Raw genomic sequence first — 15,720 nt, 5'->3', positions numbered from 1 at the left:
GGGCTGCGTAGCGGCCCCAAAAAAACGGGAGCGCTGCGCACTCCAGCGCGGGGCAAGCCCGCTCACCACAGGTTTCTTTTGCGCGACAAGCAATGAGGTCATCCTGCGCGTTCGCCGGTCGCGGAATCCTCACGCAGAGTTAAACAATTCGTGATAACTACACTGTTGCAAAAGCCGCACAATGCGCGAACTACAAGCAAAGGTTTCTCTTACATGGATCAGCCAAAACGTGTCCTGGTGGTCGAGGACGATGCGCATATCGCCGACCTGATCTGCCTGCACCTGCGTGACGAACAGTTCGAGGTGGTGCACAGCGCCGATGGCAACGAAGGCCTGCGCCTGCTGGAGCAAGGCGGCTGGGATGCGCTGATCCTCGACCTGATGCTGCCCGGCGTCGATGGCCTGGAGATCTGCCGGCGCGCCCGTGCCATGACGCGCTACACCCCGATCATCATCACCAGTGCACGCTCCAGCGAACTGCACCGCATCCTCGGCCTGGAGCTGGGCGCGGATGATTACCTGGCCAAGCCGTTTTCCATGCCGGAACTGGTGGCCCGCGTGAAAGCGTTGCTGCGCCGGGTCGACGCCATGGCGCGCAACCTGAAGATGGACGCCGGCAGCCTCGACCTCGGTCAATTGTTCATCAACCCGCTGACCCGCGACGCCACGTTGCAAGGCCAGCGCCTGGACCTCACCCCACGGGAATTCGACCTGCTGTACTTCTTTGCACGCCAGCCGGGCAAAGTGTTCTCGCGAATGGACTTGCTCAACGCGGTGTGGGGCTACAGCCACGAAGGCTATGAACACACGGTCAACACCCACATCAACCGCCTGCGGGCCAAGGTCGAAGCCGACCCGGCCAACCCGGCGCGTATCCTCACGGTGTGGGGCCGTGGCTACAAGTTTGCCGAGAGCCCGCCATGAAGCTCACCCTCACCCAGCGCCTGTCCCTGGTGTTCGCGGTTTTGCTGTTGATCTGCAGCGGCACGTCGGCGTGGCTGCAGGTGCGTTCCAACCACATGCACGAGCTGGAGGTAGTGCAAGGCCTGTCCCGCGATCTCGCGGCGCACATTGCCCGCGACACCCAATTGATGGACGCCGACGGCCTCAAGCCCGACGCCGTGCGCAACCTGTTCAGCCAGTTGATGCTGGTCAACCCCAGCGTCGAGGTGTACCTGCTCGATATCGACGGTCGCGTGGTCGGCAATGCCGCACCCAGTGGCCACCTGCTGCGCGACAAGGTCGACCTGGCGCCCATCCGGCGCTTCCTCGCGGGCTTCATGCTGCCGATCCTCGGGGACGACCCGCGCAGCGTCGATGGGCGCAAGGTGTTCAGCGCCGCGCCCCTCATGGCCGGCGGTAAGCAGACCGGGTTCCTGTATGTGGTGCTGCTCGGTGAAGCCCACGATGAATACGACGCCAAGGACGCCACGGGCATGGCCTTGAAGATTGCCCTGTGGTCCATCGGCCTGGTCGCCCTGCTCTGCCTGATGGCCGGCCTGATCGCATTTGCCTGGATCACACGGCCGCTGCGTCAACTCACCGACAAGGTTGGTCAGTTCGACATCAATGGCGCGCCCAAACCGGCGGAGTCCGTCGCCGTGCCACTCGCCAGCGGCGATGAAATCGCCGTGCTGGACCACGCCTTCGTGCAAATGGAAAACCGCCTGGGCGAACAGTGGCGCGCCATCACCCACCAGGACCAGGAACGCCGGGAAATGGTCGCGAATATCTCCCATGACCTGCGCACACCGCTGGCCTCGTTGCACGGTTACCTGGAAACCCTGTCGCTCAAGGATGCCAGCCTCAGCCCTGAAGAGCGCCGCCGCTACCTCGGTATCGCCCTGGACCAGAGCCGCAAAGTCGGCGGCCTGGCCCAATCGCTGCTGGAACTGGTGCGCCTGGAGCATGGCTTTGTGCAGCCGGTGATCGAAGGTTTTTCATTGCCGGACCTGGTGCAGGACATCTTCCAGAAATTCGAACTGACCGCCGAAGCGCGCGGCATCACGCTGACGGCGAGCCTGCCGCCGCAGGTGCCGACGGTGCAGGCAGACCTGGGGCTGATCGAACGGGTGCTGACCAACCTGCTGGACAATGCCCTGCGGCACACACCGGTGAACGGCGAAATCGAGGTCATTCTGTCGCCTCAAGCACACACGGTAGCGGTCACGGTCAGCGACAGCGGGCCTGGCATCGACGCCGAATTACGCGAAGGCTTGTTCCTGCGTGCCTTTACCATCGGCGGCGCTCGGCGCGACGGCGGCCTGGGCCTGCGCATCGTGCACCGTATCCTGCAATTGCACGGGCGCAGCATCAGCCTGGTGGACCGCCCCGGCCGCGGTGCAACCTTTACGTTTTGCCTAGAAACCCGAGCATCAGCGCGTTGACCTGTTGCCCCTGCTCGTTCTGGATCCAGTGGCCGCAGTTGGGCAGCACGTGCTGCTCCAGCTGAGGCACGGTGTCTGGCATGCGCTTGAGCGTATGCGCCTCGAATACCCCGACCGGGTCGCGGTCGCCAATCAGGAACAGCGTGGGTTGCAGCACCTGCCTGCCCGCCAGGTGTTCTGTGCGTTGCCAGTTGCGTTCGAAGTTGCGATACCAGTTCAACGGGCCGCGAAACCCCTGCTCGGTGAAGGTTTGCACGTAGACGTCGAGGTCTGCCTGGGAACACCAGTGTGGCAACGCGCCGGGGGCTGGAACGCCTTCAAGCAACCTGGCATTCGCCGGTTTCCTTTGCAGAAATACATCCTGATCCTGCATGAACAGCCGCAATGTGCGTTCGATATCGGCGTTCAGTTCCTGCTCGGCAACGCCGGGTTCCTGGAAATACAGGATGTAGTTGAAACGGTCGGCGTACAGCTCACGCATGATTTCAATCACCGGCCGCCGCGCTCGCCCGGCAAAAGGCACCGACATCGTGATCAGGCGCGTGACCCGATCAGGTTCGAGCAACGCCAGGTGCCAGGCGACGACCGCGCCCCAGTCATGGCCAACCATCACCACCTGGCTATGACCGAAGTAATCCATGGCCTGCTGGATATCGCCGCATAGCGTCAGCACGTCGTAAGCGGCGACCTCGGCCGGTGCGCTGGTCTGGCCATAGCCACGCATTTGCGGGGCAAATACCCGATAGCCCGCCGACCCCAGTGCGGGAATCTGCTCGCGCCAGGAGTGCCAGCACTCCGGGAAACCGTGCAGTAGCCAGATCGGCGTGCCCTGGTCAGGGCCGGCAATGTGGACACTCAACTCAATACCGTTGACGCTGATGATCTGCTGGCTCATGGGCATCGCCTTCTTCAAGGTTTTTGCCAGCGTGCGCGATTACCGGCCCAGGCGCCAGCATCATTGATGGCAGGAATAACTCACGCCAGCGCCCACCAGCGCGGCAACAACTGGCGTACCCATCCTTCACCGAAACGGTCATCGATCAGCATTACCACGCCACGGTCCTGCTGGCTGCGGATCACCCTACCCGCCGCCTGCACCACTTTCTGCAGGCCGGGATACAGGTAGGTGTAGTCGTAGCCCGCGCCGAATATCGCACCCATGCGCAGCTTCATCTGTTCATTGACCGGGTTCAGTTGCGGCAACCCGAGGGTGGCAATAAACGCACCGATCAAGCGTGCCCCCGGCAGATCGATGCCCTCGCCAAATGCGCCGCCCAGCACGGCAAAGCCGATGCCCTGGCTGTGCTCGGTGAACTGGTCGAGGAACGCCTGGCGCTCGGCCTCGGCCATGCCGCGTGACTGTTGCCACAGCACGATCCGCGGGTGTCGCTCGGCCAGCAACTGCGCGACCTGTTGCAGGTAATCGAAGCTTGAGAAAAACGCCAGGTAGTTGCCCGGTTGTTGCGTGTACTGGCGGGCAATCAGCTCGACGATAGGCTCCAGCGAGGCCTGGCGGTGCACAAAGCGCGTGGAGATTTCAGCGACGATGCGCACTTGCAGCTGCTCGGCCTTGAACGGTGACTCTACATCGACCCAGGCGGTGTCGGCCGGCAGGCCCAGCAGGTCGGCATAGTAATGCCGGGGGCTCAGGGTCGCGGAAAACAGCACGCTGCTACGGGCGGCGGTCAGCCGTGGGCGGATGAATTCGGCGGGCACCACATTGCGCAGGCACAGGGTGGAACTGCTGCGTTTGCCGCTGAGCTGGCGCTTGCTGATGTCGAAAATGAAGTGCTCGTTGAACAGCTCGGCCACCTTGGCAAATTGCAGTACGTCGAAGTAGAAGGTTTGCAGGTCGCCGCTGAGGGACTCGGGATGCTCGTTGAAGTATTCGCCCATGGCGCTGGCGCACAGGCTCAGGGCCTGCAGCAGTTTTTCCGGGCGGGCGGCGTAGGCCTGGTACGGCGCGAGCTGGTCCTTGTGCAACGCGTTCCACTCACGGTTGAGGCGCTGCAAGGGTTTCTTCAACGGCTCCGGGGCGCTGTCGCGCAGGGTCTTGAGGTGGTACTGGTCGAGGCTGGCGCTGTACATCGAACGCGCCCGCTCAACCAGGTTGTGCGCCTCGTCCACCAGCACCGCCGCGCGCCATTGGTTGAGCTGGGCCAGGCCGAACAGCATGGCGCCAAAGTCGAAGTAGTAGTTGTAGTCAGCGACCACCAGGTCGGCCCAGCGCGCCATTTCCTGGCTCAGGTAGTACGGACAGACCTGATGGGCCAGGGCCACGTCACGCAGGTTGCGCTGGTCGAGCAGGCGCACCTTGGACGCGGCGATGCGCGCGGCGGGCAAGCGGTCGTAGAAGCCCTTGGCCAACGGGCAGGACTCGCCGTGACAGGCTTTGTCCAGGTGTTCGCAGGCTTTGTCCCGCGCCACCAGTTCCAGCACGCGCAGTGGCAAGCCAGGGCTGCTGGCATACAGCACTTGGGCGGCGTCCAGGGCGAGTTTGCGGCCGGGAGTCTTTGCGGTGAGGAAGAACAACGTGTCCAGTTGCTGGGGCGCCAGGGCCTTGAGCAACGGGAAAATCGTGCCGATGGTCTTGCCGATGCCGGTCGGTGCCTGAGCCATCAGGCAGCGGCCGGTGCTGACCGCCTTGTACACCGACTCGGCCAGTGAACGCTGGCCAGGGCGAAAATCCGCATGGGGGAACGCCAGGGTTTGCGCAGCGGCGTTGCGCGCTGCGCGGTGCTGCATTTCCTGCTCGGCCCAACCGAGGAACAGCGCGCATTGCTGGGTGAAGAACGCTTCCAGGTCGTTGGCGTGGAAGCGTTGATTGAGCAGCGTCTCACCTTCACCGACGATATCGAAGTACACCAGCGCCAGGTCGATCTCCGCGAGCCCGAGTTTCTGGCACATCAACCAGCCATACACCTTGACCTGAGCCCAGTGCAATTGCCGATGGTTGGCAGGCTGGGCGTCGAGGTCGCCACGATAGGTTTTGACTTCTTCCAGGCGGTTGGCATCCGGGTCATAGCCGTCCGCCCTGCCCCGCACCGTGAGCTGCTGGTAGTGCCCCTCCAGCGCCACTTCATTCTGGTAGTGCTGGCTGCGCCGCGAGGCCACGGTGCGGTGGCCGGCGATGCCTTCCTGGGCGCTCGGTGACGGCGTAAAGCGCAGGTCGAGGTCACCGACCTTGGCCGTGAACTCGCACAGCGCCCGCACCGCCACGGTGTAGCTCAAGCGGGTGGTGCCCAGCGCACATAGCAGACCGTCACCGGCATCTGGTACTCGCCGCAGAACTCCAGCCAGCGCAGTTGGTTGTCTTGCAGGCGATCGCCGGGGCCTTTCACCTCGATCATGCGGTAGGTCTTTTGCGCAGGCCAGAACTGGATCAGGTCGGGCATGCCGGCGCGATTGGCGCGGATGTCCAGCAGCAGCCGCTCGAACCAGTAGCGCAGGTGATCGGCGGGCAAACAGGCCAGCGCCTGCTCCAGCAGCTCTTCGCTGAGCAGGTTCCAGAACACGAAGGGCGACTGGATCCCCCATTTGTCGCGGTAGCGTTGGCGGATAATGGTTTTGTAGCGCTCATCCTGCAGTTGCTCGAAACACGCGGCGAACAGCGGCGCACGGCGCTGGTGAAAATCCGCGCTGTGCAGGTCGGCAGGGCCGCGCTGGAACGGGTGGAAGAACGAACCCGGCAACGGCGCAAAAATCACCTCCCAGCACAGCAGGCCGAACAGCGAATTGATCAGGCCGTTTTCCACGTAGTGCACCGGCCCATCCGGCTCGCTGAGGTGCGCCTGCACGCAGTACTCCACCGACATCAAGGGTTCCGGCAGCGCGAGGGCCAGGTCCAGGCGCGTGACCGGCCGTGGCTTGACCTTGGGCAATGCCGGCTCGCCGAGTTTGCGGCGCAGGCGTGGGATGACACGCAACACGTGCTGCTGTTCGGCGGCGCTTTCCGGGGCCTGTCGGGCGGCGTTCGCCAGGGCCATGGCCTGGGTGTAGTCCTGCTGGCGTTCCAGCACGCGGATCAGCCGTGAGCGGGCACCGGGGTAGGCGCAGTTCCGGTAAATCCGCTCCGCCAGGGCCAACTCGGCAGTGCGCTCGCAATATTGCCCCATCTGGAACAACAACTTGGCGCGGCGTTTTTCCAGCCAGGGGTTATCGGTGTCCAGCGTGGCAATCCCGGCCAGTACATCTTCCAGCGGCTCACCGGCCTCGTACGCCTTCTGGCAGTGGTGCAGGAACAGATACCCCTGCACGTCGTGACGGTGGCGCAAACCCCGGGATTCGGCGCAGAACTCGACTTTTTCATAGGTGTAGATGCCCAGGTCGGCCAACACGAACTCGGACCAGTCCTGATGCAGGTTACCGAAGAACATCAGGCGCAGACGGTCGCACAGTTCCATCACAGTAAGGCTGAACAACCTGTCGGCCAGGTCGGGGCACCAGGTGGCAAAGCTGCGGCTGTCCATGAATTGTGCCGACAGCCCTTCCAGCCAATCGGTTTTCTTGCCTTTGGGCTGGTCGATCCAGGGTTTGAAAGCGGCCAGGATTTCACCTTTTTGCAGCACGGCGAACAGCTCGTCAAAGGCCAGCAGGTACTGATCGTCCACCCACCCCAGTTCCATCAGCGGCCCGGCAGCGGCGTGGGGGCAACCAATCTCCAGGTAATTGAGCTTGCCCGCACGAAAGTGCACACCCTTGCGCATCACCATGCGCACCAAAAGCGCCTGGGACGCCTGCGGCAACCTGTCAAATTGCTGAATAAAAAGCTGTTCGTCCGCGTCGAGCAAATCGGCATAGCGCTGCTCCAGCCAGAGCAGCACTTGGCGGAAGTTATGCAGGTAATACAGGGGATCGTCGAGGGGATTGGCCATTTCACGCGCTGATCGAATACTGGTTATGCATACAGAGTGCCGCTCCAAATGCCCTGTTGCAATCGGTAATAGATAAATGGCACCTGCAACTTTTTGTATAAAAGTGATCAGATGGGAGAATCGATGGCGTAACATTTGTCGCCCGCCGCCTCTGGCGCGGGACTTTTCAAGGTCAAGGTAAGGGTTATGAACATGAAGAATTTGGGTCTGCCGCTGGTTGCACTCACATTTCTGGTATTGGCCGGTTGCGCGACGCAAACCGTAGTGACGCTGCAAAATGGCACACAGTATTTGACCAAGGACACCCCAAACGCCAAGACCGCCGATGGCTTCTACGAATTCACCGACATCGCCGGTAAGCGGGTACGGGTCAAGGCTTCCGATGTCGCGACGGTGATCAAAGAAAAATAACAATGAAAAGCCCCGCAGTGCGGGGCTTTTTTTGCATTGTCGCCCGGTCAATACCGGTAATACGGGTGGTAATACGGGTGATAGTAGGGATGGTAATAGTACGAGTGGTAGTACGGGTGATAGCAGCACGGGCCCGAATACGCCGGGTACACCGCACACCCACCCAACCCCAGCAGTACCAGGGCGCACAGCAACAATCGCAATCGGGACATGCTCGGTTCCTCCCACGTCATCACGCGAAACGGCTCGCTTGATCGTTAAACGCAGGCGTACCGGGCGATCCGTCGCAACAAATAGTTAGATATTTATTTACCGAAGGATTTTCCACGCCGCTGCGTGTAACCGATACCACAGGCCTTACCGGGTGATAGCTGGTGGGGGGCAGCATCGGCATTGATCAGCCGATGCTGACGCCGTCCGCCCACAGGCCGCCATGCCCGACGCCCACCAAAGTCACCGAGTCGGCGCCAAAAGTGAGCACCGTATCCGCGCCGACCACTTTTGCATGGTCACGCAGGTCGGTGCTGCCTTCCACATCCTTGAACAGCAACTTGTCCGTGGTTTGATAGCCGATCACCCGATCGGTGCCGAAGTGGCCGCTGAACAAAAAAGTGTTGTGCCCACTGTTATCGCGGATCGTGTCATTGCCCTTCCCCCCCTCGATAAAGTCCGCGCCCTTGCCGCCCTGGATCAGGTCATTGCCGTCGCTACCGATGATGAAGGTATTCCCTTTGTGCGGCTCGGCATTGCGGTTGAGGTCCTGCACCCAGGTGTTGGCCCGTGCCGGGTCGGACAGGTTGGCGACGATTACCGTGGAATCGCGGGTCATCTGCTCGTAGAAGCCCGATTCGAGGATGCGCGTCATGCCATCGCCATAGCCGGTGGGCAGGTGCGAGATCCAGGTCGGCAGATTAACGATGGAAAACGGCATCACATTCCATAGCGTCGACGCATAGTGGTCGTTGAAGCTGACGATATTGTCGGTGGTCGACTCATGGGGTTTGTCGTGCACGCCCAGGGACGACAGGTTGAAGGACGAGCCATCCAGCGCCCGGAATACCGGGTCGTTTTCGTAGCCGATGTTGAGCACCTTGTCGCCGGCACTCTGGGTCGGCGACGCATAGGCCACGTAGTTGGCGTCCTTGTAGAAGCCGGACCATTTGCTGTTGCTCAGGTCGGCCATGCTGTTGACCGCCAACCCACCCAGGCTGTGCCCGCTGACCACCACGTCCTTGCCGCTCAGGCCATGGGCGCTGGCATAGTCGGCGACATTCTTGAGCAAGCCGCCAAAAGCTTCTCCGGCGTAGTTCTTCGCGTAGTCCTTGGGCCCCAGTGCCGCCAGCAGGTCGCTGACCAGGTCGCCGATGGAGTCGCTGATCAAGGTTTCCCGTGGGCCGGAGGTGCCGCGAAAACCGATGCCGATTTCCAGCAGCTTCCCGGCGTCATCGTACTTGCCCAGCACCTCGACCTGGGCCGTGGTGTAGCCGGCCTTTTCACCGAAGAACGTACCTCGCGCATCGACCTTGCCACCGTAGCCCAGGGCGCTGGCGCTGATCGGCGTCCAACCGGCCTTTTGCACCGCGTCCAGGGCGGCTTTTTCCGAATCCGGGTTCCACGGAATGCCGGGGATCACCCCCTGTGAATCCGTGCTGCCGAGCAACGCCCCGACCAACGTGGCCGGTAGGCCCAGCCCCAGGCCATTGTGTTGGTAACCCACGGCAAAGCCGTTATCCAGGTTGTGATAGGTGTACAACGTGATCGCCATCGCATCGGCGAACAACGCTTTGGATCCTTCGGTGCCGAGGTTTTTATAGTCAAAGATACCCATGGGTAGTGCCTCTCTGTTGTTGGAGTTGTCGAGAAAGCCAAACCTGCGGGTGCCGGTATGCCGGCACCCGCAAAGGTCGCTAAACCATCAGAACGCCCAGTCCAGGCTCAAGCCCACGCCATGGACTTTTTCTTTGCTGGCCAGCAGGCCGTTGTAGTCAAAGTTCACTCGCGCCTCCTTGCTCAGCGCCAGGCTTACCCGCGCCCCAACCAGCGCCGCGTCACGCACCATCGGCGCACTTTCCACCGCAAACGTCGGACCGCCCGAGGCAAACTCCAGGCGTTGCTCGGAGTCGGTGCTGCTGAGGTTGTGCTGCCAGCCCAGGGTGCCGGACACCGCCAGTTGCTGGTGGTCATTCACATTGAAGGTTTTCAAGGCCCGCATACCCAGGGTGCTCAGCACCAGGTCGCGGCTGTCGTCGCGACTTTTCAGCGCGGCCGCGTCACCTTTTTCGGTAACGCCATCGCTGTCCAGGTGCACGTAGGCCAGGTTGGCGAACGGCTCCAGGGCCAGTGGTTGCAGGTTGAGCCGGTAGGCTGCTTCGGTGAACACCTGGGTGCTGCGTGCATCCACCTTGGCTTTCTGCTTGCCTGAAACATCGCCGTATTGCAGGTCACGTTTCACGTCTGCGCGGTGCCAGCTGTAGGCCGCGCCGCCGCTCAGGCGCCAGGCGCCGATCTCATGCCCGGCATAGGCGCCGAAATGGTAACTGTCGACCGAAGCACGGGAATGGGTACCGCTGCCCATGTTGAGTGACGTGTCGCTGTAACCGGCGACCAGACCGATGCGCGTGGACTCGTCGAGCGCACCGTCCACCCCGGCGAGCATGCCGCCGACGGACGTGGTGTAGCCGGCCGTATCGCCGCGGCTGTCGGTCTTGCCCCAGGCGCCCAGGGCCTTCACCCACACGTTGCCACGGCTGTCGAGCGTCTCGCTGGGCGCGCCCATCTCGCCATTGCGCAAGCGCTCGCCCACGGCTTCACGCACATAGCGGCTGTCATTGACCAAGGCCGTTTCCAATGCCGGGTAGATTTCCCCCGACAGCTGCTGGAAAGCCCCTTGCGCCGATGCCGCGTTCGGCGCCAACAACAGGCTTTCATACACGGCGTTGCCCGCGCCCAACTGCTCGGCGGCGCTGGCCACGGCGCGCTGGTTATCCGTGACGCCCACGCTGGCAAAACTGTTGGCGTTACGCGCCACGTCCAGTTGCACGCCGTTGGCCGCGTAGTTCAGGTTACCGCCAAGGAACAGGTAGTTGGGCAGCACCGCGCCAAAGCTGCCGGTAATGCCGCCGGCGGCTTGCAGGATGTTGTACTGGCGCCCGATCAGGCTTTGCGCCTGGGCACCGCTGAGCAGGGTCGGGCTGTTTTCCAGCGCGAGGGTCACCGTGCCGCCGTTCAAGGTGGCAGTGCCTCCCGCCACAATGCTATCGCTGTTGGTCGGCGACAGCTCCACGGCATAGGTCGACCCGGGTTCGAAGGTGACATCCCCGGCCACGTTCAGCGTGCCGATGGAATTGCCCGGCGCTACGGTGCCGCCGTTTTTCGCCAACAGCGAACCGATGCGCCCGCTCCCGCCAACCACCCCACTCTGGCTGACGGTGACGTTCGAAATGACCGAGCCATTGATGGCCAGCAGGCCCTGGTTGACCAGCGTCGGGCCGCTGTAGGAGTTGGTGCCGGTGAGTACCAGGGTGCCGATACCTTGTTTGGTCAAGCCGCCGTGTCCGCCGATGTCATTGCTCCACACATCCAGCCCGCAATGCACATCGTTGCACAGCCGCTGCGTCGGCTTGCCGGCATCGACCAATGCGCCCACACCCGGCAAATCCGCGACAAACTGGCCACTGCCATAGGCGCCGTCGATGCGAAACTCGGCCGGGATGTCCTCGGCCGTGACAAACATGCCCGGGCCATTGATCGCCTTGCCCAGGTTGATCATGCCCCAGCCGTACAGCGCGTCGATGCCCGGTGCGCCGAGGTCGGTGGCGGTGGTTTTGAGCAGTGTCGAGATCTGGTCGCCGCTCATGTACGCAAAACGCTGCATCAGCACGGCCGCGCTGCCGGCCACATGGGGCGCGGCCATGGAGGTGCCGTTGAAGTTGGCATAGTCGGTGGTGAGGTTGTCCAGGTTGGTGCCATTGATGACCGAACTGTAGATCCGGGTACCGGGCGCCGACACGCAGAAGCTCGCCGCATAGCCGCAACGCGAGGAAAACGTACTGATCACATACGGGTCGGCGCTGGCAGTGTCCGGGTTCTGTTGCAAGGCCGCGACGGACAGCCAGTTGGGCGCAATCTCGGGCACAAAGTACGCCAGCCCGGAAATCGCGTCCGGGTTGTTGCGGTTGTAGTCGTTGCCGGCGGCGAAGATGGTCAGCACGCCGCTGCGGGCCGCGTCGATGGCGCCCTGGTAGGCGCCCCCGGCGAGCGTACCGAGGATCGGCCGGATGTTATTGAACTGCGCCTGCGCTTCATTGACCGTGAAATTCGGGAACGCCGGGTCGCGTCCGCCCTGGGCGTATGGGTCGCCGATGCCGATGCCCCAACTGTTGTTGATGATCCGCGCACCGCTGGCGACCAACGCGTCCCAACCGGCTTTGTACACTGCACCGTCGTTACCGAGGATGATGCCGTCTTCCGGGCCCGGGTCGCCGTTCTCGGCGCTGATGATTTGCGCATCGAAGGCCACGCCATGCATCGGCCCGCCATCGCGATTGCCCGCGGCGATACCGCCGACATGGGTGCCGTGGTTGCCCAGCTTGCCGTTGGAGCCCAGCGACGGCGTGCCGTCATAACGAAACGCATCGCCGGCCTTTACCGGGATATACGGGTCGGTGTACTGGCGGATGCCCTCAGTGACAATCGTCACGACTTTGCCGGGGCTGGCGAACTCCGGATGCTGGGCGTACACCGGCTGGTCGAAGATCCCCAGCTTGACCCCTTTGCCGGTATAGCCCGCGGCATACGCGGCGTCGGCATGCACGGCGCCCAGGCCCCAGTCGGCCTTGAATTCAGTGCTGCGCCAGCTGGCGGCGTCACCCAGCTTGCCGGTTTCCACATAGGGTGCGGCCTGGGCGGTTCCCAGGCTTGCCAGGCAGCACAGCAAGGCACCGTATGGCGCGCTGCGGGTCGCGTTGAGCGGGTAGCCCAAGGCGGTGTGGATGGCGGTTGTTAACCCTGACTTGCGTTTGTTCACGCTGACCTTCCTTAGTTTTCTTATTGAACGTGTGTAAGTCGCTTCAGAACTGCCAGTTGAGGCTCAGCCCCACCCCCTGGGTGTTCTCCCGTCCACCCAATTGGCCGTTGTAATCAAGGTTGACCCGCATGGCGGGGCTCAACGCCAGGCTGGCCTGCACGCCGACCAGCGCGGCGTCGCGCAGCAACGGCGAACTGTCCACCGCAAATGACGGCCCACCGGCGACAAACGCCAGGTGTTCTGCGGATTCGACGGCGGTGAGGCTGTGTTGCCAGCCCAGCGAAGCGGAAAGCTGCAGTGGCTGGTGGTCGTTCAGGGCAATGGTTTTCAACGCACGCATGCCAAGGGTGCCGAGCACGGCGTCTCGCCGATCACGGCCACGCTCAAGGGCGGCGGCGTCGCCTTTTTCGTGGATGCCGTCACTGTCCAGGTGCACATAGGCCAGGTTGGCGAACGGCTCCAGGGCCAAAGGTTGCAGGTTGATCCGGTAGGCTGCTTCGGAGAACAGTTGCGCCGTGCGCGCCTCCAGTTTGGCTTTCTGCTTGCCGCTGACGGCGCCGTAGTGCAGGTCGCGCGTCACGTCACCGCGATGCCAGCTGTAGGCGCCACCGGCACTGATGCGCCAATCACCCAGCTCGCGCCCGACATACGCGCCGAGGTGATAGCTGTCGATGGATGCCGAGGCCTGCGTGCCGCTGCCCATATTCAATGAGCTGTCGCTGTAACCGGCGACCAGGCCCACGCGCGTCTGTTCATCCAGCGCACCATCGACGCCGCCCAGCAGGCCACCGAGGGACGTGGTGGAACCCGCCGTTTCGCTGCGGCTGTCGCGCTTGCCCCAGGCACCGAGTGCCTTGAGCCACAGGTTGCTTTCAGCAGTGACCGGCACGTGGCGCAAGCGCTCGCCCACGGCGTCGCGCACTTGCAGGCTGTCGTTGATCAGCATGGCGCCGATGGCCGGGTAGATTTCACCGGACAGTTGCTGCAAGCCGTGTTGCGCCACCTCGACGGAATCGGACTGCAGAATGCTTTCATACACCGGGTTGCCCGCGCCCAGTTGCTCGGCGGCGATCGCCACATTGCGTTGGTTGCGGGTCGCCGCGACGCTGGCAAACGTGGCGGTGCTGCGGACCACGTCCAATTGCACGCCATTGGCGGCGTAACCCAGGCTGCCACCGAGGAACAGGTAGCCGGGCAACACCTGGCCAAATTGCCCCTGGATGCCACCCGCCGCCTGGAGAATGCTGTACTGGCGGCCGATCAGGCTTTGCGCCTGGGCGCCGCTGAGCAGGGTCGGGCTGTTTTCCAAGGCCAGGGTAACGTTGCCGCCGCCGAGGATTGCCTTGCCACCGGCGACGATACGGTCGCTACTGGTGGGCGTGAGCTCCACCGCATAGGTGGAGCCTGCGCCCAGGTTCACGTCACCCGCCACCTGCAAGGTGCCCACCGAATTGCCCGGCGCCACTCGTCCACCCGTGTTGACCGACAGCGCGCCGATCCGTCCGGAACCGCCCAATGTGCCGTTGTCATTGACGGTCACCGCAGACGTCAGTGAACCGTTGACCGCCAGCAGCCCGCCGTTGACGGTGGTCGCACCGCGATAGGTGCTGTCGCCGTCGAGTACCAGCGTGCCCGCGCCGGACTTGATCAGGCTGCCTTGATAAATCCGTGTCGCAGCCGCCTGGTCACGTGCTGTGCCGACCGCGTAATCGGTCTGGTCCTGCTGGCTGGCAGCGGCGCCCACCCCGTTTTGCCAGCCCTTGTCGACCAGGGTCTGTTGCCAGGCGCTGTGCTCGGCAGCGTCTTGCGCCTGGCGCTGCAGCAAGGCCTGGTCGGAAATGCCATTGCTCCAGACATCGCCCTGTCCGGCCGCGAGGCTCACGTTCATCGGCCCGAGTAACTGCCCCGGCCCGCGCATCGCCCGGTCCAGGTCCGGCACGCCCCACCCCACCGTCGTGTTGGGCGCCTGGGTGATCGAACCATCGAGCTGCGTGGCGGTGGTCAGCAGCACCTGCAACGCCTGTTCGTTGGTCATGTAGGGATAGCGTTCCATCACCAGCGCCAACGCACCCGTGGCATGGGGTGCCGACATCGAGGTGCCGGATTTCACGCCGTAGCCGCCGCCCGGAACGGTACTGTTGATCAGCGCGCCAGGCGTGGAAATGCACCAGTACTGGGCGATGCCACATTTGTTGTATTTCTGGTTATTGGCTTTATCCAGCCCTGACACCGCCAGCCAGTGCCCTTCCAGTTCCGGCTGGAAATACGGCAGCGCCGAACGCACGCTGGCATTCGCGTAACCGCTGTTGCCGGCACTGAAGACATTGATGACACCGGCCTTGGCCACATCCGCCGCCGCGTCCAGCCAGGTGCCCTGGTGGTAATGCTGGGCGTAGGCGGCGTGCAGGTCGCCCAGGGTCTGGTAGCTGACGTCCCTGGGTTGGCTGCCCCAACTGTTGTTGATCGCACGCACACCGGAATCCACCAGGGCGCTGTACACCGCCTTGAAATACTTGGGATCCGGGGTCGGGCCGAACAGAAAGCTGTCGTTGGCGTTGGTATTGCCCACGAAAATCTGCGCGTTATAGGCCACGCCGTGCATACCGACGCCATCGCGGGCGGCGCCCAGGGTGCCGGTGACATGGGTGCCGTGGGAGTCATTGTTGGGGTTGAGCGCACCGGTGGTGCTGAAGGGGCGGCCATCCACGTAAATGCCATTGGCGGTGACGGCGTGATAGCGATCCTTGGCGGCTTCCGGGTGGTCGGGATCGAAACCTGAGTCCAGCGCACCGATCTTCACCCCGCTACCGGTGATGCCGGCGGCGTAGGCTTCATCCGCCTTCATGCGGCCCAGCCCCCAGTCGCTCTGGAACTCGGCGGAACGCCAACTGGCGGCGTTCCCCGGTTGACCGGCCTCGGTATAGGCCGCCTGCGCCGCAACGGACACCAGCAGCAAGGAACCGGCGGCAAGCGGTTTGAAACGGGGTAAGTCGCAGATCATTGAAACCCTCCTTGTTATTGT

10 protein-coding genes are annotated in these 15,720 nt (G+C 63.1%); 3 read left to right on the top strand and 7 right to left on the bottom strand.

Annotation, left to right across the window (positions count from 1 at the left end):
* Window positions 1–213: 213 nt before the first annotated feature.
* Both ACZ445_RS14710 and ACZ445_RS14705 read left to right on the top strand, forming a co-directional pair.
* Complete coding sequence (locus ACZ445_RS14710) at window positions 214–924, top strand: response regulator transcription factor (protein ID WP_058425926.1); 711 nt, start codon at window positions 214–216, stop codon at window positions 922–924.
* Entirely contained in the window at window positions 921–2,387 is a 1,467-nt protein-coding gene (locus ACZ445_RS14705; RefSeq protein ID WP_058425927.1) for a sensor histidine kinase, read from the top strand. The genes ACZ445_RS14710 and ACZ445_RS14705 overlap by 4 nt, the downstream gene beginning before the upstream one ends.
* Here ACZ445_RS14705 and ACZ445_RS14700 read toward each other — a convergent pair.
* The 3 genes from ACZ445_RS14700 to ACZ445_RS14690 all read right to left on the bottom strand — a co-directional run bounded on the left by ACZ445_RS14700 (window position 2,350) and on the right by ACZ445_RS14690 (window position 7,261).
* Window positions 2,350–3,282 (bottom strand): alpha/beta fold hydrolase, encoded by a 933-nt coding sequence (locus ACZ445_RS14700; RefSeq protein ID WP_058425928.1) that lies wholly within the window; start codon window positions 3,280–3,282, stop codon window positions 2,350–2,352. The genes ACZ445_RS14705 and ACZ445_RS14700 overlap by 38 nt on opposite strands.
* 80 nt (window positions 3,283–3,362) lie before the next feature.
* The gene (locus tag ACZ445_RS14695; RefSeq protein ID WP_058425929.1) at window positions 3,363–5,618 is read right to left on the bottom strand and encodes an ATP-dependent DNA helicase; all 2,256 of its coding nucleotides are present in this window, start codon (window positions 5,616–5,618) and stop codon (window positions 3,363–3,365) included.
* On the bottom strand, window positions 5,615–7,261 hold the full coding sequence (locus ACZ445_RS14690) for a VRR-NUC domain-containing protein (protein WP_179028708.1): 1,647 nt from the start codon (window positions 7,259–7,261) through the stop codon (window positions 5,615–5,617). The genes ACZ445_RS14695 and ACZ445_RS14690 overlap by 4 nt, the downstream gene beginning before the upstream one ends.
* 186 nt (window positions 7,262–7,447) lie before the next feature.
* Here ACZ445_RS14690 and ACZ445_RS14685 point away from each other — a divergent pair, with 186 nt between their 5' ends.
* A complete protein-coding gene (locus ACZ445_RS14685) occupies window positions 7,448–7,672 on the top strand; it encodes a YgdI/YgdR family lipoprotein (RefSeq protein ID WP_058425931.1) in 225 nt (74 codons plus the stop codon).
* Between the two features lie 47 nt (window positions 7,673–7,719).
* Here ACZ445_RS14685 and ACZ445_RS14680 read toward each other — a convergent pair whose 3' ends face one another.
* The 4 genes from ACZ445_RS14680 to eprS form a co-directional block, all read right to left on the bottom strand.
* The gene (locus ACZ445_RS14680) at window positions 7,720–7,884 is read right to left on the bottom strand and encodes a hypothetical protein (protein ID WP_179028709.1); all 165 of its coding nucleotides are present in this window, start codon (window positions 7,882–7,884) and stop codon (window positions 7,720–7,722) included.
* 185 nt (window positions 7,885–8,069) lie between these two features.
* Window positions 8,070–9,500: a polyurethane esterase gene (locus ACZ445_RS14675; RefSeq protein WP_058425932.1), complete on the bottom strand. Its 1,431-nt coding sequence runs from the start codon at window positions 9,498–9,500 to the stop codon at window positions 8,070–8,072.
* A gap of 87 nt (window positions 9,501–9,587) precedes the next feature.
* Window positions 9,588–12,698: an autotransporter domain-containing protein gene (locus ACZ445_RS14670; protein ID WP_179028710.1), complete on the bottom strand. Its 3,111-nt coding sequence runs from the start codon at window positions 12,696–12,698 to the stop codon at window positions 9,588–9,590.
* Window positions 12,699–12,741: 43 nt separating this feature from the next.
* Window positions 12,742–15,699 carry an autotransporter serine peptidase EprS gene (gene eprS, locus ACZ445_RS14665; protein ID WP_464708590.1) on the bottom strand — a complete coding sequence of 986 codons (2,958 nt, stop codon included), beginning with the start codon at window positions 15,697–15,699 and terminating at the stop codon, window positions 12,742–12,744.
* Window positions 15,700–15,720: the final 21 nt, after the last annotated feature.

Source organism: Pseudomonas allii (assembly GCF_055380095.1).
This window is presented reverse-complemented; position numbering and strand designations above follow the sequence as displayed.